General features: G+C 72.1%; 18 protein-coding genes. 9 read left to right on the top strand and 9 right to left on the bottom strand.

Annotated elements, in window-relative coordinates; translation table 11 throughout:
* Nucleotides 1-30: 30 nt before the first annotated feature.
* Nucleotides 31-354: a helix-turn-helix domain-containing protein gene (locus tag ABT112_RS26510; protein WP_351513685.1), complete on the bottom strand. Its 324-nt coding sequence runs from the start codon at nucleotides 352-354 to the stop codon at nucleotides 31-33.
* Nucleotides 355-404: 50 nt separating this feature from the next.
* A complete protein-coding gene (locus tag ABT112_RS26505; RefSeq protein WP_351513668.1) occupies nucleotides 405-656 on the bottom strand; it encodes a hypothetical protein in 252 nt (83 codons plus the stop codon).
* A gap of 348 nt (nucleotides 657-1,004) precedes the next feature.
* On the opposite strand from ABT112_RS26505, the gene ABT112_RS26500 reads away from it, so the two are divergent.
* The 3 genes from ABT112_RS26500 to gcl all read left to right on the top strand — a co-directional run bounded on the left by ABT112_RS26500 (nucleotide 1,005) and on the right by gcl (nucleotide 4,935).
* Nucleotides 1,005-1,904 (top strand): TIM barrel protein, encoded by a 900-nt coding sequence (locus ABT112_RS26500; RefSeq protein ID WP_351513666.1) that lies wholly within the window; start codon nucleotides 1,005-1,007, stop codon nucleotides 1,902-1,904.
* Between the two features lie 291 nt (nucleotides 1,905-2,195).
* Nucleotides 2,196-3,149 (top strand): 2-hydroxy-3-oxopropionate reductase, encoded by a 954-nt coding sequence (locus ABT112_RS26495; RefSeq protein ID WP_351513664.1) that lies wholly within the window; start codon nucleotides 2,196-2,198, stop codon nucleotides 3,147-3,149.
* A 79-nt stretch (nucleotides 3,150-3,228) separates the two neighbouring features.
* Nucleotides 3,229-4,935: a glyoxylate carboligase gene (gcl, locus tag ABT112_RS26490; protein ID WP_502975453.1), complete on the top strand. Its 1,707-nt coding sequence runs from the start codon at nucleotides 3,229-3,231 to the stop codon at nucleotides 4,933-4,935.
* Nucleotides 4,936-5,247: 312 nt separating this feature from the next.
* Here gcl and ABT112_RS26485 read toward each other — a convergent pair whose 3' ends face one another.
* Nucleotides 5,248-5,742 (bottom strand): lamin tail domain-containing protein, encoded by a 495-nt coding sequence (locus tag ABT112_RS26485; RefSeq protein ID WP_351513663.1) that lies wholly within the window; start codon nucleotides 5,740-5,742, stop codon nucleotides 5,248-5,250.
* A 315-nt stretch (nucleotides 5,743-6,057) separates the two neighbouring features.
* Nucleotides 6,058-6,816, bottom strand: a complete 759-nt coding sequence (locus ABT112_RS26480) for a GntR family transcriptional regulator (protein WP_351513661.1) — start codon at nucleotides 6,814-6,816, stop codon at nucleotides 6,058-6,060.
* Nucleotides 6,817-7,062: 246 nt separating this feature from the next.
* Here ABT112_RS26480 and ABT112_RS26475 point away from each other — a divergent pair, with 246 nt between their 5' ends.
* From ABT112_RS26475 to ABT112_RS26465, 3 genes are all read left to right on the top strand, one after another.
* On the top strand, nucleotides 7,063-7,839 hold the full coding sequence (locus tag ABT112_RS26475; protein WP_351513659.1) for a hypothetical protein: 777 nt from the start codon (nucleotides 7,063-7,065) through the stop codon (nucleotides 7,837-7,839).
* A gap of 241 nt (nucleotides 7,840-8,080) precedes the next feature.
* Entirely contained in the window at nucleotides 8,081-9,538 is a 1,458-nt protein-coding gene (locus tag ABT112_RS26470; RefSeq protein ID WP_351513657.1) for a catalase, read from the top strand.
* 247 nt (nucleotides 9,539-9,785) lie between these two features.
* Nucleotides 9,786-10,532 carry a hypothetical protein gene (locus ABT112_RS26465; RefSeq protein WP_351513655.1) on the top strand — a complete coding sequence of 249 codons (747 nt, stop codon included), beginning with the start codon at nucleotides 9,786-9,788 and terminating at the stop codon, nucleotides 10,530-10,532.
* Between the two features lie 92 nt (nucleotides 10,533-10,624).
* Here the strand turns inward: ABT112_RS26465 and ABT112_RS26460 are convergent, their stop codons facing one another.
* Both ABT112_RS26460 and ABT112_RS26455 read right to left on the bottom strand, forming a co-directional pair.
* Nucleotides 10,625-12,247 carry an AMP-binding protein gene (locus ABT112_RS26460; protein WP_351513653.1) on the bottom strand — a complete coding sequence of 541 codons (1,623 nt, stop codon included), beginning with the start codon at nucleotides 12,245-12,247 and terminating at the stop codon, nucleotides 10,625-10,627.
* Nucleotides 12,244-13,917: an AMP-binding protein gene (locus tag ABT112_RS26455; RefSeq protein WP_351513651.1), complete on the bottom strand. Its 1,674-nt coding sequence runs from the start codon at nucleotides 13,915-13,917 to the stop codon at nucleotides 12,244-12,246. Before ABT112_RS26455 ends, ABT112_RS26460 begins: the two co-directional genes overlap by 4 nt.
* Nucleotides 13,918-14,007: 90 nt before the next feature.
* On the opposite strand from ABT112_RS26455, the gene ABT112_RS26450 reads away from it, so the two are divergent.
* Entirely contained in the window at nucleotides 14,008-14,880 is an 873-nt protein-coding gene (locus ABT112_RS26450; protein ID WP_351513650.1) for a helix-turn-helix transcriptional regulator, read from the top strand.
* A gap of 369 nt (nucleotides 14,881-15,249) precedes the next feature.
* Here ABT112_RS26450 and ABT112_RS26445 read toward each other — a convergent pair whose 3' ends face one another.
* Nucleotides 15,250-15,990, bottom strand: coding sequence for a PP2C family protein-serine/threonine phosphatase (locus tag ABT112_RS26445; protein WP_351513648.1), 741 nt, complete (start codon nucleotides 15,988-15,990; stop codon nucleotides 15,250-15,252).
* A gap of 479 nt (nucleotides 15,991-16,469) precedes the next feature.
* On the opposite strand from ABT112_RS26445, the gene ABT112_RS26440 reads away from it, so the two are divergent.
* On the top strand, nucleotides 16,470-17,636 hold the full coding sequence (locus ABT112_RS26440) for a magnesium and cobalt transport protein CorA (protein WP_351513646.1): 1,167 nt from the start codon (nucleotides 16,470-16,472) through the stop codon (nucleotides 17,634-17,636).
* Between the two features lie 84 nt (nucleotides 17,637-17,720).
* Here ABT112_RS26440 and ABT112_RS26435 read toward each other — a convergent pair whose 3' ends face one another.
* On the bottom strand, nucleotides 17,721-18,878 hold the full coding sequence (locus ABT112_RS26435) for a Dyp-type peroxidase (RefSeq protein WP_351513644.1): 1,158 nt from the start codon (nucleotides 18,876-18,878) through the stop codon (nucleotides 17,721-17,723).
* Between the two features lie 88 nt (nucleotides 18,879-18,966).
* On the opposite strand from ABT112_RS26435, the gene ABT112_RS26430 reads away from it, so the two are divergent.
* Nucleotides 18,967-20,310 carry a right-handed parallel beta-helix repeat-containing protein gene (locus ABT112_RS26430; protein ID WP_351513642.1) on the top strand — a complete coding sequence of 448 codons (1,344 nt, stop codon included), beginning with the start codon at nucleotides 18,967-18,969 and terminating at the stop codon, nucleotides 20,308-20,310.
* A gap of 7 nt (nucleotides 20,311-20,317) precedes the next feature.
* Here the strand turns inward: ABT112_RS26430 and ABT112_RS26425 are convergent, their stop codons facing one another.
* On the bottom strand, nucleotides 20,318-21,046 hold the full coding sequence (locus tag ABT112_RS26425) for a hypothetical protein (protein ID WP_351513640.1): 729 nt from the start codon (nucleotides 21,044-21,046) through the stop codon (nucleotides 20,318-20,320).
* Nucleotides 21,047-21,195 lie beyond the last annotated feature (149 nt).

Genomic DNA, 21,195 nt, shown 5'->3' with positions numbered 1-21,195 from the left:
CTCGGCCGCTCAGCCGTCGCCGTTCGCCGGTCAGCCGTCACCCTTCGCCGCGTTCTCGCGGTTCAAGTAGTTGTAGACGGTGAACCGGCTGACCCCGAGGGCGCCGGCCACCGTCTCCACGCCGTGCCGCACGGAGAACGCGCCCCGCGCCTCCAGCACCCGGACCACCGACTGCTTCGTCTTGCGGTCGAGCTGGGCCAGCGGCACCCCGTGACGCCGCTCCAGGTCCGCCAGGATGTGGTCGAGCGAGTCGGACAGATGGGGCAGCCGCACGGCCAGGACGTCCCGGCCCTCCCAGGCGAGGACGACGTCGTCCCCGCGGGCGTGCTCGGGCGCCACCATCTCGCCGCCCATGGCGTCGACCAGCGGCTTGACCGCAGCGATGAAGGGGTGGTCGGCCTCGGTCACGCGTCGCCCTCCCCGACCACGTTCACCTGCAGGGAGACCCGAGTGGCGCCCGCCTCGAGGGACTTGCGCAGCAGGGTGTCGACCGCGCTCAGCACCGCCCCCGACGCCCCCTCGGCGGTGTTGCCGAACGGGCCGACGTCGACGGCGTCCAGCTCGGCGGACTGGACGACCTCGCGCGCGACCACCGCATGGGGCGGCGCCTCGTCGAGGTCGAACGGCTCGGTGGTGAATTCAACCCTGAGTCTCACGCCCCTCAACCTACTGCGCCGCCCCCGGGCCGCGACATCTCCGGACGGGGACGCGCCCGGACCGTGACACCGTGCCCGCCGCACCGGGTCCGCCGCACCGGGTCCGCCGCACTGGTCGACCGCCCGCCGCCGGTCCGGCGAGGGTCGGCGTGAGTCGGCGTGGGCGGCCTGGCGCGGGCGGTCGGGCGCGGGCGGGCGGCCCGGCGTGGGTGGCGGGGAACCCGGCCGCGCCTCTTGACAGCCTCGGCGAGGCTGGGCACTCTTCCATCAGGCAGAAACTAGATTCCACATTATGGAATTACGCGATGATGGGAATCGGTCACCCGAGACGGAAGTGAGGCAGGTGTCATGGCTCTTCCGGAGACCGGCGGCACGGACCGGCGCGACTGGCATGACCGGCACGACCGGCATGACTGGCACGACTGGCGCTTCGATGTGAACCTCTCGATCCTCTTCACCGAGCTGCCGCCGCTGGAACGGCCGGCGGCGGCCGCCGCGGCCGGGTTCACCGCGGTCGAACTCTGGTGGCCGTGGACCGGCACCCCCACACCGGAGCAGGCGGAGCTCGACGCCCTGCGGGCGGCACTGCACCGGGCGGGCACCCGGCTCGTCGGCCTGAACTTCTACGCCGGCCGGCTGCCCGGACCGGACCGGGGCGCCCTGTCGCTCCCCGGCGAGGAGTCCGACCGCTTCCGCGCGAACATCGACCTCGCCGCCGACTTCGCCGGATCCGTCGGCTGCCGGGCGCTCAACGCGCTGTACGGCAACCGGACCGACGGCGTGGACCCGCGGGTGCAGGACGCCCTGGCGCTGGAGAACCTGACCCTGGCCGCCCGCGCCGCCGACCGGGTGGGTGCGACGCTGCTGATCGAGACCCTGAACCGGGCCGAGTCACCGCGGTATCCCCTGCAGACCGCCGACGCCTCCGTCGAGCTCGCGGACCGGGTGAACGCCGCCACCGGGCTCGGCAACGCCGCGTTCCTGATGGACCTCTACCACCTGTCCCGGAACGGCGAGGACCTGCACGAGGTCATCCGCCGCCACGCCGGGCGGACCGGGCACGTGCAGATCGCCGACGCCCCGGGCCGCGGCGCCCCCGGGACCGGCGACCTGGACCTGGCCGGAGCGCTGAACGCCCTCCGGGCGGCGGGTTACGACGGCTGGATCGGCCTGGAGTACCGGGGCGAGGGCCCGGAGGCGTTCGCCTGGCTGCCGGCGGACCGCCGCGCGGCGCCGGCCGGGCGCTGATCCGGGCGCCGATCCGGCCGCTGCCCCCGGTCCGCCCTGGTCCCGCCCCCGCTTCCCTGCCGTTCGGCACCGCCCGCCCGTTCAGCGCTGCCTTGCCGTTCAGCGCTGCCTTCCCGTTCGACCCCGCTTTCCCATTCGGCCCTCTTCTCCCCGTCCCGCCCCGACCGTTCGGCCCAGCCGTTCGGCCCGGCCGCCCGCACCCACGAAGGCCGCATCCCCGAAGACCGCACCCACGAAGGCCGCATCCCCGAAAGCCGCACCCTCCCGCACGTTCCCAGAGAGGCACCCCTCATGGCCCCTGACTCCCCGCGCACCGCGCTCCCGCCGGACACCGGCCCAACTCCCTCCGACGACGCCCTTCCGCGCATCGCCTGGATAGGCCTCGGCATCATGGGCTCACCGATGGCCGAGAACCTGGTCAAGGCCGGCTACCCCGTCACCGGCTTCACCCTGGAGCGGCAGAAGCTGGACCGGCTCGCCGCGAACGGCGGCACGGCCGCCGCTTCCGTCGCCGAAGCCGTCCGGGACGCCGACGTGGTGATCACGATGGTCCCGGCCTCCCCGCAGGTCGAGGCGGTCGCCTACGGCGAGGACGGCATCCTGGCGAACGTCCGGCGCGGCGCCCTGCTGATCGACATGTCCTCGATCACCCCGCAGACCTCCGTCGACCTGGCCGCGGCCGCGGCGCCGTACGGGATCGACGTCCTCGACGCCCCCGTCTCCGGCGGCGAGGCGGGAGCCGTGGAAGCGGCCCTCTCGATCATGGTGGGCGGCGAGCGGGCGGTCTTCGACCGGGCTCGGCCGATCCTCGAAGCGCTGGGCCGGACGATCGTGCTGTGTGGCGCGCACGGCTCCGGACAGACCGTCAAGGCCGCCAACCAGCTGATCGTGGCGGTCAACATCCAGGCGGCCGCCGAGGCCGTGGTGTTCCTGGAGAAGTCGGGGGTGGACCTCCCGGCGGCACTCGACGTGCTCGGGGGCGGGCTGGCCGGGTCCACCGTGCTGGCCCGCAAACGGGCCAACTTCCTGGACCGGGACTTCACTCCGGGCTTCCGGGTCGACCTGCACCACAAGGACATGGGCATCGTCACCGACGCGGCGCGCGCCGTCGGGGCGGCGCTGCCGGCCGGCTCGCTGGTGGCCGGGCTGGTCGCCTCGCTGCGCGCCCAGGGCGACGGCGGACTCGACCACTCCGCCCTGCTGCGGGGCGTCGAGCGGCTGTCCGGATCGTGGGCCGGGGGCTGACGCCATGACCGCGGAGACGATCGCACAGCACACCGCCGACGGCACGGCGCCCCGGCCCCCGTACACCGGCGCGGTGCGGATGCCGGCCATGGAGGCGGCGGTCCACATCATGAAGGACGAGGGCGTCGACATCGCGTTCGGCTGCCCGGGCGCCGCCATCCTGCCGCTGTACCAGGCGATGGTACGGGTCGGCGGGATCGAGCATCTGATCGTCCGTCACGAAGAGGGCGCGACCCACATGGCCGACGGCTGGGCCCGGACCAACGGCCGCGTGGGCGTGGCCCTCGCCACCTCGGGGCCGGGCGCCACCAACTTCGTCACCGGCCTCTACACCGCGCAGGCGGACTCGATCCCGCTGCTCTGCGTCACCGGTCAGGCGGTCTCCCCCAAGCTGCACCAGGAGGCCTTCCAGGCGGTCGACATCGTGGAGATCGCCCGGCCGGTCACCAAGTGGGCCGTGCAGATCAAGGAGGCGGCGCAGATCCCCTGGGCTTTCCGGGAGGCGTTCCGCATCGCCCGGGAGGGCCGTCCGGGCCCGGTGCTCATCGACATCCCGGTGGACATCGCCCGGCGGGAGATCGCCTACGACGCCTCGCTCGACACCCCGCTGCCCGTACCGGCCGTCCCGCCTCACCTGCCGCGCGTCGAGGCCGCCCTCGATCTGCTGCTGGCGGCCCGGCGTCCGCTGGTCCTCGCCGGCGGCGGAGTGATCCTGGCCGAGGCGTCGGCGGAGCTGCGGGAACTCGTCGAGTATCTGCGGGTGCCGTTCCAGGTCACGCTGATGGGCAAGGGCGTCATCGAGGACGACCACGAGCTGAACCTGGGCACCACCGGCATCCAGACTTCGCAGCGCTATGCCAACGCCTCGTTCCTGGAGTCGGATTTCGTGCTGGCGGTCGGGGCCCGGTTCGGCGACCGGCACACCGGCGCGGACCTCTCCGTCTACCGCGGCGACCGGACCTTCGTGCAGGTGGACATCGAACCGCGCCAGCTGGGCCGGGTGTTCGAACCTGACCTGGGCATCGTCTCCGACGCGCGGCTCTTCCTGCGCGCCCTGCTGGACGCCGCACGCCGGCGCGGGGCACGGGCGGATGTCGCGGCCTGGGTGGCGCGCTGCCAGGAGCTCAAACGGACGCTGGTGCGCAGGGAGGACTTCGACTCGGTCCCGGTCAAGGCCCCGCGGATCTACCGGGAGATCAACGAGATCTTCGACGAGCACACCTACTTCGTCACCGCGATCGGCCTGTACCAGATCTGGGGCGGCCAGCATCAGAAGGCCCATCTGCCGCGCCACTACCAGGTGTGCGGCCAGGCCGGTCCGCTCGGCTGGGAGATCCCGGCCGCGATCGGAGTCCGCAAGGCGCTGGACGGCATGGGCCGGTCCGACGCCGAAGTCGTCGGCATCGTCGGCGACTACGGCTTCCAGTACATGGTCGAGGAGCTGGCGGTCGCGGCGCAGTACCGGGTGCCGTACGTCCTGATCATGCTCAACAACGAATACCTCGGGCTGATCCGCCAGGCCTCCCTCGGCTACGGGATGAACTACCAGGTCGACATCCACTACGACGAGCACGGCACGGACAACGTCCGGCTCATGGAGGCGTACGGCTGCTCCGGCCGCCGCGTCGCCGACCCGGCCGGCATCCGCCCGGCGATCGAATGGGCTCGCCGGGAAGCCGTCGCGACCTCCCGGCCGGTGCTGGTGGAGATCCTCATCGAGCGCGAGGCGAACACCCCGCACGGCCCGGACATCGACGCGGTGCGGGAGTTCGAACCGGAGCCCTGACCGGGCCGCCCTCAGCCCCGGGCGGCGGCGCCGACACCTGTCCTGTCGCGCCAGGCGCCGCCGCCCGGAACCCTCGGTCCACCCTTGCCGCCCGTCTACCCCGCCCCACGGGCGCTACCCCCGGTAACGGCTCACAGGGCGGGCCCCGCCTCCACGTCGATACGTCGGTACATCGACACGTCGGAAGCGGGGTCCGCACGGACTGCTCACGAGCCCAGGAACGCAACCAGCTCACAGACCCCAGGAGTTCAGGGACTCAGGAATTCAGGAGCTGCGGAACCCGGAGAGCCCACGACCCGAGGAAGCGATCCCTCAGGAGTGGTAGCCGATGTAGCCGTTGCCGTCGCGGTCGGATCCGCTCCGGGTGTAGGAGTGGACGTCCGCGCGGCTGCCCGAGGGCTTGTACAGGTAGATCGTGTCGCGGTCGTTGTTCCACAGGAAGTTGCAGTTGTCGCGGTAGACCACGTTCCGCGCGTCGGAGTCGCCGCCGTGGCCGCCGCGGAGCTTCACATGGTCACCGGGCTGCAGGTAGTGGTTCGCGGTGAAGGTGAAGCGGTTCCCGGTGGCGTCCTTCACGACATACCCCTTGAGGTTCACGGTCGCCGAGGACGAGTAGTTCTTGACCGTCAGGTACTCCTCGTCGGTGTTGCCGGACGAGCAGCTGTTGGAGTCCCGGCCGGGCGCGTCGTACTGGACGCCACGCACCTTCAACGCCGAGCCGTACTCCGCGGCCTGAGCCGGAACGGCGGTGAGAACGGCCATCGCACCGGCAGCGACGGCTGCGGCTATGACGGGAAACTTGCGCATGAGAGATCCCCCTCCATTGGTGATGAAACTGTGTTGCATGTGGAGGACTCGCAACGGGGCGCGATGGTTGCACGGTGAACTACATTGACTGCGGCTGATCAGAAGTGATCACCAAGAGGCGGAGAAGGGCGCAGAATCCGGGCACGGATCGCGGTTGAGGGCGCGGCTATCGCGGGCAGCCGGGACCGGACGCCGTACTAGTCAACCGACGGGCCCATGAGGTCGGGGCTTCACCAACGCCACGCCGACCGGCAACCGGCACGCAGCCCGGGCCGACCAGGTAGCGAGCCTCGGAGCTCGACGAAGAGGGTCGGATCACCCGTCGAAGTCGTACTCGAGGACGTACGAGGCCGAGTCGAGGGTCATCTCGTTGACCTCCACCGCTCCGCCGTCAGCAGTGAAAGCCGTCCGGGCGATCAGGAACACCGGCGTACCCATGGTCAGTTCCAGATCGTCGGCCTCATCGGCGGAGGGCATCCGGGAGCGAATCTCCTCCCGGAAGTGCACCGGCTTGTGACCGAGGTCGGCGAGGCGCGCATAGATGCCACCCGGCCCGGTGTCCTGCCGAGTGATCGCCGAGCCGGAGACCAGGGCCGCCGGGAGGTACGACACCGCGAGAAGAACCGGCTTGCCGTCGAGGACGTACCGCCGACTCCTGACACAGACGGCGTCACCCTCGTCCAGCCCGAGTACCACAGCGACCCGTGCCGGCGCAGGCTGCTCATCGACGGAGACCCGGTCGACAGTGACGCTGCGGCCGTCGTCGTCGGCCGACCACAGCGAGCGCCCGTTGCCCCAGGCCTCCTCGGCGAGGCGCTGAATGCCGTGCCGCCGCAGCGGACGGAAGGACCGAACGAAGACTCCGGCACCCTTGCGCGCTTCGGCCAGCCCCTCGTTCTGCAACACCCCAAGGGCCTGCCGTGCAGTCATCCGGGCCACCTCGTAGGTCGCCATCAGGTCGTTCTCACCGGGGAGCCGATCGCCCGGGCCGTACCGACCCGCATGAACCGCCCGCTTCAGGTCGTCGGCGATCCGCTGATACTTCGGCCGGCTGCCCGCACCCCGATTGGCCATCAGACGCCCCCTCCTCTCGCCTCCGGACACCCTAGGGGCTCTCGCTTCGCCCGGCGGGTACGCAGGCCACACCATCGCCGCCGGAATCCGCCGTCCATCACGAGGGCACGCAAAGCCCGTGATCCGGGAGCGCCCCCCTTCGGGGTACTGGACCACCCTTCGTGCGTCTGGCGCTCCGCACCTACGAGAGCTGGTCCGCATGGGCTAACAAGCGCGCGTTCCCCCGGCCGGGAGGTCACTGTGTGAGTGGGCTCCGATGGGCTGCCGTCACCCCGGGACGCCGCGCCCCAGGACGACGGAGACGACGCCGAGCCGCACGAGAGCCGGACGAGGACAGCACCACCGGAGCTGGGAGGATTCATGCGGGACAAGCCGCTGAGGAGCGTCGGCGCCCGGTTGTTCCGCAAGCGTCGCAACGCCGCGTCCCACGGCTCACGGAAGCGGTCCGGGCCGGGTGAATCCGTGCTCGACATCGCGCTGGTCGATGCCTTCATCGCCGGCACGCTGGACCCGCAGGGCGAGGCGACCCTCGCTCAGCAGGTGGCGGGGCTCATGCCGTTCCACTGGGACCTGCCCAACAAGATCGCGGAGGCGCTGGCGCGGCTCACCGACCATCTCGACGGCCCCCGCGCACTGCTCGCCTGGCTGGACCGGCACCCCGGCAGGCCACGGCTCGCGGCCCGGCTGTACGTGCTGGTCGAGCTGCTCGACCAGTACAGCGCCCGGCCCGCGGTCGTGACGGCGGTGCGCGAGGTGCGGGAGGGGACGCCGTATCCGCCGGGCCTGGAGCACCATCTGGTCCCGCCCACCGACGACGAGACCCTGGCCGGGCTCGGTTCCGCCATCGAGTCGCTGCTCGGCGAGGACCGGCCCGAGGACGCGGTGGCGCTGGCGAGGGCCACGGTGGCGATGGTCCAGCAGGCGGCACCCCGGGCCGCGGAACTCGACCACGATGTACGGAACTTGGGCGAGCTGATGGAACACGTGGAGCAGGACATCGTCGCGGCGGGCGACGACTCCTGAGAGCACGCTCGCCGGTCGCGACCGGCGACCGCTCGGCTCCACGCCTCGGTAGCGGTCGGCAGCGGCGCCACCGAGCCGGTCGCACCCCGGGCCCCGCACGGGCTTCGAACGGCGCACCCCCACCCCGCGCGCAGCCGCCGCACCCCCACCACCTTTCAACAAACTGTTGACGTTCGCTCGGAGGGCTCCCTACGCTCCAGACGCGGACGTCGAATTCCGCGCTCCCGGACGGAAGGTCACCATGCCGAAGCCCACGCTGACGACGGAATCCGGCGCTCCCGTCGCCGACAACCAGAACTCCGCCACCGCCGGCGCCGGCGGTCCGCTCCTCCTCCAGGACCAGCACCTGCTGGAGAAGCTCGCCCGCTTCAACCGCGAGCGGATACCGGAGCGCGTCGTCCATGCCCGGGGTTCCGGTGCCCACGGCCACTTCGAGGTGACCGACGACGTCACCGGCTTCACCCGGGCCGGCTTCCTGAGCGAGGTCGGGAAGCGCACCGAGGTGTTCGCCCGGTTCTCCACCGTCGCCGACAGCCTCGGCGGGGCGGACGCGGTGCGGGACCCGCGCGGCTTCGCGCTGAAGTTCTACACCGAGGAGGGCAACTACGACCTCGTCGGCAACAACACCCCGGTCTTCTTCATCAAGGACCCGCTGAAGTTCCCGGACTTCATCCACTCGCAGAAGCGCGACCCGTTCACCGGCAGCCAGGAGCCGGACAACGTCTGGGACTTCTGGGCGCACTCCCCCGAGGCCACCCACCAGGTCACCTGGCTGATGGGCGACCGCGGCATCCCGGCCTCGTACCGCCACATGAACGGCTACGGCTCGCACACCTACCAGTGGACCAACGCCGAGGGCGAGGCCTTCTTCGTCAAGTACCACTTCAAGACCGACCAGGGCATCCGCTGCCTCTCCAACGAGCAGGCGGCCGAGCAGGTGGGCCGGGACGCCGACTCGCACCAGCGCGATCTGCTCCAGGCCATCGAGCGCGGGATGCACCCGTCCTGGACGCTGTACGTGCAGGTCATGCCGGCTGCCGAGGCGGCGGACTACCGCTTCAACCCGTTCGACCTCACCAAGGTGTGGCCGCACGCCGACGTCCCGCTGCGGCGGGTGGGGCGGCTGGTGCTGAACCGCAATCCGGAGAACGTCTTCGCCGAGGTCGAGCAGGCCGCCTTCTCCCCCAACAACTTCGTGCCGGGCATCGGGCCCTCGCCGGACAAGATGCTCCAGGGCCGGCTGTTCGCCTACGCGGACGCGCACCGGTACCGGCTCGGCGTGAACCACACCCAGCTCGCCGTCAACGCGCCCCGGGCGACCACGGCCCACACCTACGGCCGGGACGGGTTGATGGCGGTCGACACCGGGGGCCGCTTCGCGAAGAACTACGAGCCGAACTCGTACGGCGGACCGGTGGAGACCGGGCAGGCGCTGTCCGCCCCGCTCCCGGTCTCCGGGCACACCGGGACCCACGCGGCGCCGGCGCACACCAAGGACGACGACTTCTTCCAGGCCGGTGAGCTCTACCGGCTGATGTCGGAGGAGGAGCGGGAGCGCCTGGTGGCCACCATCGCGGGCGGGCTGTCCCAGGTCACCCGCGAGGACGTGATCGAGCGGAACCTGGCCCACTTCCACGCCGCCGACCCGGACTACGGCAAGCGGGTCGAGGCGGCGGTGGGGCGGCTGCGCGACAGCTGACGGGGGCGTACGGTCGCCGGCCGGGAGGGACCGGTGGGCGGGACCCGTGGGCGGGACCGGTGGGCGGAACCTGCGGCCGGAGGTGTCCCGGCCGGGCCCCGGAGCGGCCCCGCCGTGGGATGCCCTTCCGGGCGCCGGCCTGCGATACCCCTGGCGAGAACAAAACCGCCGACTCCCTCCCAACCCGGCACGCTTTGATGGACGATGGAGCGAACATCCCTCCTACGGATCTGTGCTGGAGCCGAACATGGCAGAGAGCGTGCCGGTGCGCTGCCCCGCGTGCCGCCGCGAGCACTCGTTCACCCCGCCCGCCTTCCCCTGTCCCTGCGGCACCCCGGTGACCCTCACCCTGCAGACGGAGGCCCCGGCGGAGCCGATGGAGCACCACACCTGGGAGGAGTCCTGGGTGACGGCCCGCTGTCCGTCCTGCGGCCGGGAGGACCAGTGGCCGCATCCCGAACTGGGCTGCCCCTGCGGCTGTGTGCTGCGGCTGCCGGTGGCGCCGCCGCCGGAGCCGTCCGACGCCGGACCGCGCAGCTCCGCCGCGGGCGCGCGGCACCCCGGGCCCGGCTCACCGGCGCGGACGCAGCCGCCGTCCTCGGCCGTGCTGCGGCCCGCGTTCCGGCCGGTGACGATCCGCACCAGCCGGGACGCCGTGACCGCCGCGGCCGAGTATCTGAAGTGGCTGGGCTTCCGGGAGGTGCTGGAGGCCGACGACCGGCCGACGTCCGGGGTCTCCGTACGCGGCAGGGGCGTGGTCGCGCAGGTCGATCCCACGACCCGGCCGTCCACACTCCGCGATGTCGAGTGCCTGTGGCTGAACGGTCTCACCGACTCGGCGGAGAGCGTCTTCTTCTCCCTCGCCGGCTACCGCCGCGAGGCCCGCGCCCGCGCCGACGACCTGCACATCCCGCTCTTCGTCATGGATCTCACGGGCACCCCGCAGCCCGTCAACGACGCGGCGGACGACCTGATCCGCATGGGAGCGCAGTAGTCCGCGTCCACGCCCCGGGACGCCGGGGCGTGACGTCCGGCGGGCCCTTCGGCGGCCCGCCGGACGTCACGCGTGAGGGCATCCTGCCGCCGCTACGCGCCCGTCGGACGCTCCGCGAACCGCTCCCGCAGCTCGATCTTGCGCACCTTGCCGCTGACCGTCATCGGGAAGGTGTCGAGCAGCCGGAGGTGGCGCGGCACCTTGTAGTGGGCGAGCCGCCCCCGGCAGTAGTCGGCGAGTTCGTCGAGCGTCAGCGGCCGTGCGGCGTCCCGGAGCACGACACAGGCCAGGATCTCCTCGCCGTACTTCTCGTCCGGCACCCCCACCACCTGCACATCGGCGATCTTCGGGTGGCCGTGCAGGAACTCCTCGATCTCCCGCGGGTAGACGTTCTCCCCACCCCGGATGATCATGTCCTTGATCCGGCCGACGATCGTGAGGTAGCCGTCCTCGCGCATCACCGCGAGGTCGCCGGTGTGCATCCAGCGGCCCGCGTCGATCACCTCGGCCGTGCGCTCCGGCTCCTCCCAGTAGCCCAGCATCACCGAGTAGCCTCGGGTGCACAGCTCCCCCGGTGCGCCGCGGGGCACGGTCACCCCGGTCGACGGGTCGATCACCTTGACCTCGATGTGCGGCAGCACCCGGCCGACCGTTCCGGTGCGCCGCTCCAGATCGTCCTCGCGCCGGGTCTGGGTGGACACCGGGGAGGTCTCGGTCATGCCGTAGCAGATGGACACCTCCGCCATGTGCATCTCGGCGACCACCCGCTTCATCACCTCCACCGGGCACGGCGAACCGGCCATGATCCCGGTGCGCAGCGAGGTGAGGTCGTAGGACGCGAAGTCGGGCAGCCCGAGTTCGGCGATGAACATCGTCGGCACGCCGTACAGCGAGGTGCAGCGTTCGCGCTCGACGGCGCGGAGCGTGGCCTCCGGGTCGAAGACGGGGGCCGGGATGACGATGCAGGCGGCGTGGCTGGTGGCCGCGAGGTTGCCCATGACCATGCCGAAGCAGTGGTAGAAGGGGACGGGCACACAGATCCGGTCCTCTTCGGTGTAGCCGACCGTCTCCCCCACCCAGTAGCCGTTGTTGAGGATGTTGTGGTGGGAGAGCGTGGCGCCCTTCGGGAAGCCGGTGGTGCCCGAGGTGTACTGGATGTTGACCGGGTCGTCGCAGCTCAGCTCCGCGGCGCGGGCGGCCAGTCGCTCCCGCGGCACCTCCCGGCCCGCGGCCAGGAGTTCGTCCCAGGACGGGGTGCCGATGAAGACGACGTCCCGGAGGGCCGGGCAGTCGCCGCGCACCTCCTCGACCATGCCGCGGTAGTCGCTGTGCTTGTACGCGACGGAGGAGACCAGGACGTCCACTCCGGCCTGGTTCAGCACGTACGCCAGCTCGTGCACCCGGTAGGCGGGGTTGATGTTGACCATGACGGCGCCGATGCGGGCCGTCGCGTACTGCACCAGGACCCACTCGGGGCAGTTGACGGCCCAGATGCCGACCCGGTCGCCCTTGGCGACGCCCTTGGCGAGCAGGCCGAGGGCCACCTCGTCGACGTCCCGGCCGAACTCGGCGTAGGTCCACCGCCGTCCCGAGGCGACGTCGGCGAGCGCCTCGCGGTCGGGGTGGGCTGCGACGGCGCGGTCCAGATTCACGCCGATGGTGTCGCCGAGGAGCGGTCCGGTGCCGGTGCCGCTGGTGTAGGAGAGTTCGGTCATGCGGTGTCCTCTTCGGTGTACTCGCTGGTGCTGCCCCCGGCCGTACGTTCCCGCAGCTCGATGCGGCGGATCTTGCCGGAGACGGTCTTGGGGAGGTCGGCGAACTCGATCCGGCGGATCCGCTTGTACGGCGCCAGCGTCGCCCGGGAGTGCGCGAAGAGGACCCGGGCGGTCTCCGGGCCGGGCTCCCACCCCTCGGCGAGCACGATGTACGCCTTGGGGACGGCGGCGCGCAGCGGGTCGGGCGCGGGGACGACCGCGGCCTCGGCGACGGCCTCGTGCTCCAGCAGGGCGCTCTCCAGCTCGAAGGGCGAGACCTTGTAGTCGCTGGCCTTAAAAACCTCATCATTCCGCCCCACGTACGTCACGTAGCCGTCCTCGTCGCGGGCGCCGATGTCGCCGGTGCGGTAGTAGCCGGCCGCCATCGCCTCGGCGGTGCGCTCCGGGTCGCCGTGGTAGCCGGTCATCAGACCGACGGGCCGGGCGGAGAGGTCGAGACAGATCTCGCCCTCGCTGCCGGGCTCGCCGGTGACCGGGTCCAGCAGCGCCACGGTGAAGCCCGGGGTGGGCCGGCCCATGGAGCCGGTCTTCAGCGGCTGGCCCGGGGTGTTGGCCACCTGCACGGCGGTCTCGGTCTGGCCGAAGCCGTCCCGGATGGTGACGCCCCACGCCTCACGGACCCGCTCGATCACCTCGGGGTTGAGCGGCTCACCGGCGGCGACGGCCTCCCGCGGCGGGGTGCGCAGCAGCCCCAGATCCGCCTGGATGAGCATCCGCCACACGGTGGGCGGGGCGCAGAAGCTGGTGACGCCGGCCCGGTCCATCTCGGCCATCAGCCGGGCGGCGTCGAACCGCGTGTAGTTGTGGAGGAAGACGGTCGCCTCGGCGTTCCAGGGGGCGAAGAGGTTGCTCCAGGCGTGCTTCGCCCAGCCCGGCGAGGAGATGTTGAGGTGCACGTCCCCGGGCCGCAGCCCGATCCAGTACATCGTCGCGAGATGGCCCACGGGGTAGGAGGTGTGGGTGTGTTCGACCAGCTTGGGCCGGGCGGTGGTGCCGGAGGTGAAGTAGAGCATCAGGGTGTCGTCGGCGAGGGTCGGCCCGTCCGGCTCGAACTCCTCGGACGCGGTGGACGCCTCGTCGTAGTCGGCCCAGCCGGGGGCGCCGGCGCCGACCCGGATCCGGGTGTAGTCGCCCGGCACCTCGTCGAACTTGGCGGTGTCCTCGGCGCGGACCACCACGTGCGCGGCCCGGCCGCGGTCGATCCGGTCCCGCAGGTCCGCCGGGCCGAGCAGCGGGGTCGCCGGGATGACCACGGCCCGCAGCTTCATCGCGGCGAGCGCGGTCTCCCACAGCTCGGTCTGGTTGCCGAGCATGACGACGATCCGGTCGCCGGCCCGGACGCCCAGCCCGCGCAGCCAGTTCGCCACCCGGTTCGACCGGGCCGCCAGCCCGGCGAAGGTGAGACGGGATTCCGAACCGTCCTCCTCGACGATGTGCAGCGCGGGACGGTCGTTGTTCTCCGCGATCCGGTCGAACCAGTCCAGCGCCCAGTTGAACCGCTCCGGCCGGGGCCAGCGGAATCCCGCATACGCCGTCCCGTAGTCCTCCCGGTGCCGCAACAGGAAGTCCCGCGCGCTCCGGAACTCCTCCGTCGCACTGGTTGCCGCCATGTGTCCTCCTCATTGCCGGCGGAATGACTAGCATCGTGTATTCAGTGACCTGGGTCTCACTACCCCCGGACGGGGGTGAAGGGGTTGGCCGTGGTGCAGACGGGCGAAGCAGTCGACGTACGAGCAGCGCTGCTCAGGCTGCGCTGTGCCAGTGGCCTGCCGGTGGTGTTCGGCGGCCTCCTGGAGGATCACGGGCGGCTGCGGATCCGCCAGCTGACCGGGACGGAGACGGACGCGCTGCGCGGGCTGAGCGTCGCCACCGGCAACGGCATCGGCGGGAAGACGCTCGCCCTGACCCGGCCCACGGCCGTCGCCGACTACCCCGCGTCCCGGACGATCAGCCATGAGTACGACGCGGCGGTGGCGGAGGAGGGCCTGCGGGCGGTGCTCGCGGTGCCCGTGGTGGTGCGCCACCGGGTGCGCGGGGTGCTGTACGGCGCGCTCCGCGAGCGGGTGCCGCTCGGCGACCGGACCATCGCGACGGCCATGGACGCCGCCCGGGGCCTGGAGCGGGCGCTGGCCGAACGGGACGAGGCGCAGCGGCTGCTGGCCGTCCGCCCCCGCCCGGCCGACCCGCGCCGGGCGCCGACCGGTGCGGATCCCGGCCCCGTCGCCTGGGAGGAGGTCCGTGCGGCCCACGGCGATCTGCGGGCCCTGGCGGCGCGGGTGGCCGACCCGGCGCTGCGGGAGGAGATCCTCAGCGCCTGCGGCCGGCTGGCCACTGCGGCGGGCGGCGCCCCGTGCGACGCGGACGGCCCGGCGCCCGGGGTCCGGCTGGCGCCGCGCGAGCTCGACGTCCTGGCCTGCGTGGCCTCCGGGGCGACCAACGCGGGGGCGGCGGAGCGGCTGGGGCTGCGCCCGGAGACGGTGAAGGGCTATCTGCGGTCGGCGATGCGCAAGTTGGGCGCCCGCACCCGGCTGGAGGCGGTCGTCACGGCCCGCCGGGCGGGGCTGCTGCCGTAGCGGCCGGGCTGTGCCGGGGGCCCGGGCGGGGGCCTGGCAGCGGGCCCGGGCGGGGGCCATGGCCGGGGGCCGGCGGCGACGGGCCCGCCGGGCGGGGCAGCGTCTGATCGGGGACGAGGCCGTGGTGAACGGGGCCGTCAGTGCGGGACCGTGGTGAACGGAGCCGTGGTGAACGGGCCGGTCAGTGCGAGGCGAATGCGGTCAGTTCCGGTCCGCTTGCGCGGGGTGCTGCGGGGCGGCGTCGGAAGCCGCCTGCCGCTGGTGGGCGCGCCGGGGGCGCGGCGTGCGGCGTGCGGCGTGCGGCGTGCGGCGTGCGGCGTGCGGCGTGCGGCGGCCCACCCTGCCTGGGGGGCGCAGCGTGCGGCGGTGCTACTCGCCGATGCGGACGAGGGCGAGCGTGACGTTGTCCGGTCCGCCGGCGTCCATGGCGGCCTTCCAGAGCTCGAAGGCGGCTCTGCCGTCCGCGTGCACCCGGAGGATCCCGCCCAGCTCCTCGTCCGGCACCGGGTCGGTCAGCCCGTCCGAGCAGATGAGCCAGCGGTCACCGGTGGACAGCGGCGTGCCGGACACATGCGGGTCGACGGGGCTGAAGTCCGGCGTGCCGCCGAGGGTCTGGGTGACCACGGTCGAGCTGCGCTCGCCGGGTGCCAGGGGCGGGTTGTCGTCGAGCGTCAGCTCCCGCACCTCCTCCGCGCCGACCCCGTACACCCGGCTGTCGCCGATGTTGAAGACGATGACCCGGTCCCGGGTCAGCACCAGGCCCGCGACGGTGGTGCCCATCATGATCAGGTCGGGGTCGCCGTCGGCGGCCGCGTACACCGCCCGGTTGCAGCCCTCCAGGGCGTCCCGGACGGTCTCCTCGCTGTCCAGCGCCGGACCGACCCGGGACAGCCTGCGCGCCACCATGGCGCTGGCGACCTCGCCCGCCGGATGGCCGCCGAGTCCGTCGGCGACCGCCACGACCAGCGGGTTTCCCAGCGGGAAGAGCAGCGTCTGCGGGCTCTCGGTGACGGTGCTGCACAGTGTCCAGGGCCCGACGACCAGACTGTCCTCATTGCTGTCGCGCAGCAGCCCCGCGTGACTCAGCGCGCTCACCACGATGTAGGCCATGGATGTCCTCGTCTTCCGGACGGGATCTCCCGGAGGGGCTCCTCGATGGGCCCTCTGCACGGAACCGGCACCTCAGGTACGGGTCCGGGCGTCACGGCGTCCGGCCCCGGCGCCCCGAACGGGCCGTCCCGTCTCCGGAGCGGGCCCCGGGGAGGGCAGCGCCCGCCCGCCTGCCGTGTACCTCCATTGTGCTGCCGGTCCCGGCGACGGGCCCGCCGGCAGCCGTGTCCCCGGCCCGCTCCCGCTCACCCGCGCGAGGTTCGCCCGCGGCTTTCGCGCCGTATATCCTGCCTGGTGGCTCAGTGACATGCGGGCGAGGCAGGAGGTGGGGCTGTGATGCGCAGCGAACCCCCCAGTCGTACGCCGTGGAGCACCGGCCCGTCCCTGCGCTGCCTGTCCCGGCGCTAGCGGAGAGCCGGGAACGGTGCGCGCGGTGCGACCCGATGCCGACCCTGCCGTTCCCCACCGAAGGGACCCCCATGTCCGAGCGCCGTCCTCGCCCCCTGCTTCCCGGGCGGAAGCACTCCTGGCTGCGCCCGTCCTCGGCCCGGCCCGCGGACGTGCCCCCGTCCGCAGCCGCGCCCGAGCCGGCGGAGACCGGTGCCGAGGGCACGGGCAACGGGGAGAGCAGCGTGGTGCACGCCGCGCTGTACCGGGACGGGCGGCGCGTCAGCACTCCGGCGTCCCTCGCCGACACGTTCCGCGAGCTGCGCGAGCAGCAGGACGGCATGGCGTGGATCGGGCTGCACCGGCCGACCGAGGCCGAGCTGCTGTCGCTCGCCGAGGAATTCGATCTCCACCCGCTGGCGGTCGAGGACGCCCTGGAGGCCCATCAGCGTCCGAAGCTGGAGCGGTACGGCGACACGCTCTTCGTGGTGCTGCGCGCCGCCCGCTACCTGGACGACCCCGAGGACATCGACTTCGGTGAGCTGCATGTGTTCGTGGGCGCGGACTTCGTCATCACGGTGCGGCACGGCGCGGCGCCGGACCTCTCCGGGGTGCGCCGCCGGATGGAGGAGACGCCCGAACTGCTGAGCCTGGGCCCGGAGGCGGTGCTGTACGCGATCCTCGACGCGGTGGTCGACGGGTACGTCCCGGTGGTCGCTGGGGTGCAGAACGACCTCGACGAGATCGAGACCGAAGTCTTCCTCGGCAAGCCGGAAGTGTCCCGCCGGATCTACGAACTGGCCCGCGAGATGGTCGAGTTCCAGCGGGCCACCCGTCCCCTGGTGGGCATGCTCAACGGCCTGATGGCGGGCTTCGCGAAGTACCGCACCGACGAGGAACTGCAGCGCTACCTCCGGGACGTCGCCGACCACGTCACCCACACCAGCGAGCGGGTGGACGGCTTCCGCCAGGCGCTCGCCGACATCCTCACGGTCAACGCCACCCTCGTGGGACAGCAGCAGAACGCGGAGATGCGGGCCCTGGCGGAGGCCGGGTTCGAACAGAACGAGGAGATCAAGAAGATCTCGGCGTGGGCGGCCATTCTCTTCGCACCCACCCTGGTGGGCACGATCTACGGCATGAACTTCGACCACATGCCGGAGTTGCACTGGGTGTTCGGCTACCCCTTCGCCATCGCCCTCATGGGAGTGGTGTGCGTCAGTCTGTACGTCATCTTCAAGCGGCGGGGCTGGCTCTGAGTCATCCCATCGACAGGGGGCAACAGTCATGCCGGACCCGGAGGCCGGCGGCCCTCTTGCAGGACCGCGAAAAAGATGACGGGGTCAGGCGAACAGCTGGGAACCGAGTGGGCGTTGCCGGTCGAAGCCGGGGAGGATCAGGAAGGTCGCGCTGGCGGTTGTGGTGGTGAATTGCAGCAGTGCGTCGGCGGTGTCCATGTGGGTGAGGGTGGCGGTGAAGGTCCGCAGGTCGTTCTGGAAGCTGATGAAGAGCAGGCCGGGGGCGGGCTCGTCGGTGCTGTAGGAGCGGCGGAGCATGAGGCCGGCGCCGACCACGGAGGGGTTCGCCCTGCGTACGTGGGCGTCTGCGGGGACGAGATAGCGTCCGTCCGGTGTCTTGGCGCCGAGTCGCGGGTCCGAGGCGACGGTGCCGCCGGAGAGAGGGGCGCCGCTGGCCCGGCGCCGCCCGAAGACCGCTTCCTGCTCGGCTACGGACAGGGCGGCGAACCGGGGCAGGTCGAGTTCCATGCGCCGCAGTACGGCAAGGGTGCCGCCGGCGACCGCAGGGGGCCCGGCCAGCCACAGGTCGCGGTGTTGTTCGGCGGCCGTGTGTGGACCCACGATGCCGTCGATGAAACCGAGCGGGTTTCGTGGCGCGGTGAGGCCGTTGCCGACGGGCACGTTCGTACCGCGGCGTGCGGACTGCCGCCAGCGTTCGTGGATGCGGTCACCGGCCTGGTCCACAAGCGCGGCGGCGACGACCGGCAGGAGCAGCGCGTCGCTGGCGCAGATCTGCATCAGCAGGTCACCGCCGCGTGCCCGCGGGGCGATCCGCTCGCGGGAGAATCGCGGGAGGTCGGCCGCGCCGGGCAGCGAGGCACCGGCCGTGCGCACCAGTCGGGGGCCCACGCCGACGGTCACGGTGAGGTCGCCCGGTGGCAGGCCCAGCAGCCGCGGGTCGTTCCCCGCGACGAGTGAGCGGATGGCCTGGCCCAGGTCGGCCAGTAACGGGCCGGGAGCCACGGTGGCACCGAGGTCGGCCACCACGGCCAGCAGGTTGCGCTGGGCCGGCTGGGGGAGCGTGATGCCTGCCTGATGCCGGCGCGTCGCCACCACCGGCGTCGGCGTGGCCGGTGCGGTGGGGGCGTGCCGGCCCGGCCGGGCGGAGTCCGATGTGCACCCGGCGGTCAGGCCGGCGGCCACCACGGTGCCGGTGACATCGAGGAACGCGCGGCGCGACGGTCGGTGATCGGCTCGATGCATGGGGTGCAGAGTGCCACATCCGCATCGTGTGCGGGGGTCGATCTCACCGATTACGGCGTGGAATTGGGCGTTCTGCCAGACTGCGATCATGCCTCGATTAGCTCTTCGCGTGGTGGCGGCGGTACTGGGCACGCTGGCACTTGTGGTCGGCTGCGGCGGCGGTGGCGATGACGGATCGGGCAAAGGCCGTCGACCGACCGGTGCGCATGTGACGATCCGAGTGCCTGCCGATGCCCCGACGATCTCGGATGCGGTGTCCTTGGCTCGGCCCGGTGATCTGGTGCTGGTTGCTCCTGGCGTGTACCACGAGTCGGTGAAGATCGACACGGCTCGCATCACTCTTCGCGGCGCGTCCCGGGACAGGGTCGTCATCGACGGGCGGTTGCGGCAGCCGAACGGTGTCGTCGTCGCGGCGCCCGGAGTGGCCGTGGAGAATCTGACGGTGGAGAACAACACGCAGAACGGCGTGCTGGTCACCGGTTCCGCGGCGGCGGCCGCGGGTCTGCCGGGGCAGAGCGGCGGCTACGACACCGGCGATGAGCCGGTCACCTTCCTGAAGTCGTTCCTGGTCTCGTACGTGACCGCGACCCGCAACGGTCTGTACGGCATCTACGCGTTCTCCGCGCAGGACGGTGTCATCGAGCACTCGTACGCGTCAGGCGGGGCCGACTCGGGGATCTATGTCGGGCAGTGCAAGCCGTGTCGCGTCGTGGTGCGGGACAACGTCGCCGAACTCAACGCGGTCGGTTACGAAGGCACCAACGCCGGCGGCGACATGTACGTGGTCCGCAACCGTCTTGTCGGCAACCGGGTCGGCCTGACCACCAACTCCGACCACCAGGAGAAGCTGCTCCCGCAGCGGGACGCAGTCATCGCGGGCAATCTGATCGCCGCCAACCAGCAGCGGGCCACCCCGCAGCAGGCCGACGGCGGGTGGGGCACCGGCATCGGCATCGACGGCGGCAGCGACAACCAGTTCGTCCGCAACCGCATCGCCGACAACAGCAACGCCGGGCTGGTGATCACCGCAACCGCCGACTTACCGTCGGTCGGCAACCGGATCGTTGACAACACGTTCACCCGCAACGGCGTCGACGTCGGCTGGATGTTCCCCACCGCCACGCGGGGACGGGGCAACTGCCTGCGTGGCAACGATCTGCGCACCACGGTGCCCGCCCGGCTCGCGACAGCCGCGTCCTGCCCGCTGCCCGCCAAGTCGCCCTCGCCGGACGGCAGGTGGGCGATGCAGACGGCACCCGGTGGCATCCCGTTCACCAAGGTCGCGGCGCCTGATCGACAGCCGCAGTTCCCTCACGCCACCACTACGGGCGCCACCGCCGTCCCAACCGTTCCGGCCCTGCCGGACGTGGCCGGCATCCCGCTGCCGCCGGCGTCCCTGCTCGCCACGGACGCGCGGGTGCAGATTTCCTGAACAGCGGCTACCGCGTCGGGGTGACTCCCGGCACCGGCTCGACCGGAACGTACTTGTGGGTGTCGAAATCGATGACCACCGGCTGCGACCCGGAACCCACGCTGATGCGGACCCGGTACATGGTGCCGTCCGAGCCGACCCAGTAGCGCACCCTGTCCGCCGTACCGGAGCGGTCGCGGGAGGACGGCCCGGTCATGACGTCCACCCGATGCCCGTCCACCTGGTCTCGTCCCAGCCAGGCGGCGCCGTTCTGCGGCAGCAGTTCGGCGTTGTCCGGCCGGTCGATGCCGAGGCTGAGTGCGATGGCCAGCGCACTGTCCAGCGAGCTGCCGGACGACTGCAGCGGACGGCTGTACCAGCCCGAGCGGGGCGGCGACGCGGGGGCGTGCGCCGGGGCGTTCGCCATCGGGTGGACGAACACCGCGGTGGCCGTCCACCCGATCAGCCCGTCGCTGGATGTGTCGCGCCCGGTGCCGTGCACCACGCCGTAACCGATCTTGCGTTGGTAGTCGACGGCCCCGGTGACGATCAGTCCTCCGGCGGTGCCCGGCACGGTGATCGTCAGCGCGCGTCCGTGCGCCTCGTAGTTGCGGAACCGCGTCATCGCCAGCCGGTTCACTTCATCCGACGTCAGTGCGCGCGGACCGGTGGGGCCAGAACCGCCGTCGGCGACCAGGAACGCGGCCCCCGCGACGGCCGCTACGCCGATGACGGCTGCCGCCCAGCGGGGCCGCAACCTTCGGCGCCGGTCAGCCGCACGGCCCGGTCGAGTTTGCCGGCTTCTCACGCTCCGCACGCGGCTCGACGCTGACACTCTGCTGATTCACCCTCTCGATCACCACACCGCTCGGCGGCCGTGCGGTCGCGGCGGCGCTCGGCAGTCCG

The organism is Streptomyces sp. NPDC002055 (assembly GCF_040296705.1).
GTDB lineage: Bacteria > Actinomycetota > Actinomycetes > Streptomycetales > Streptomycetaceae > Streptomyces.
This window is presented reverse-complemented; position numbering and strand designations above follow the sequence as displayed.

What these genes read in the sequence shown, in the direction of transcription:
- ABT112_RS26510 (WP_351513685.1), bottom strand. Translation starts at nt 354, where the DNA reads ATGGGCGGCGAGATGGTGGCGCCCGAGCACGCCCGCGGGGACGACGTC.
- ABT112_RS26500 (WP_351513666.1), top strand. Translation starts at nt 1,005, where the DNA reads ATGGCTCTTCCGGAGACCGGCGGCACGGACCGGCGCGACTGGCATGAC.
- ABT112_RS26495 (WP_351513664.1), top strand. Translation starts at nt 2,196, where the DNA reads ATGGCCCCTGACTCCCCGCGCACCGCGCTCCCGCCGGACACCGGCCCA.
- gcl (WP_502975453.1), top strand. Translation starts at nt 3,229, where the DNA reads ATGCCGGCCATGGAGGCGGCGGTCCACATCATGAAGGACGAGGGCGTC.
- ABT112_RS26485 (WP_351513663.1), bottom strand. Translation starts at nt 5,742, where the DNA reads ATGCGCAAGTTTCCCGTCATAGCCGCAGCCGTCGCTGCCGGTGCGATG.
- ABT112_RS26480 (WP_351513661.1), bottom strand. Translation starts at nt 6,816, where the DNA reads ATGGCCAATCGGGGTGCGGGCAGCCGGCCGAAGTATCAGCGGATCGCC.
- ABT112_RS26470 (WP_351513657.1), top strand. Translation starts at nt 8,081, where the DNA reads ATGCCGAAGCCCACGCTGACGACGGAATCCGGCGCTCCCGTCGCCGAC.
- ABT112_RS26465 (WP_351513655.1), top strand. Translation starts at nt 9,786, where the DNA reads ATGGCAGAGAGCGTGCCGGTGCGCTGCCCCGCGTGCCGCCGCGAGCAC.
- ABT112_RS26460 (WP_351513653.1), bottom strand. Translation starts at nt 12,247, where the DNA reads ATGACCGAACTCTCCTACACCAGCGGCACCGGCACCGGACCGCTCCTC.
- ABT112_RS26455 (WP_351513651.1), bottom strand. Translation starts at nt 13,917, where the DNA reads ATGGCGGCAACCAGTGCGACGGAGGAGTTCCGGAGCGCGCGGGACTTC.
- ABT112_RS26445 (WP_351513648.1), bottom strand. Translation starts at nt 15,990, where the DNA reads ATGGCCTACATCGTGGTGAGCGCGCTGAGTCACGCGGGGCTGCTGCGC.
- ABT112_RS26440 (WP_351513646.1), top strand. Translation starts at nt 16,470, where the DNA reads ATGTCCGAGCGCCGTCCTCGCCCCCTGCTTCCCGGGCGGAAGCACTCC.
- ABT112_RS26435 (WP_351513644.1), bottom strand. Translation starts at nt 18,878, where the DNA reads ATGCATCGAGCCGATCACCGACCGTCGCGCCGCGCGTTCCTCGATGTC.
- ABT112_RS26430 (WP_351513642.1), top strand. Translation starts at nt 18,967, where the DNA reads ATGCCTCGATTAGCTCTTCGCGTGGTGGCGGCGGTACTGGGCACGCTG.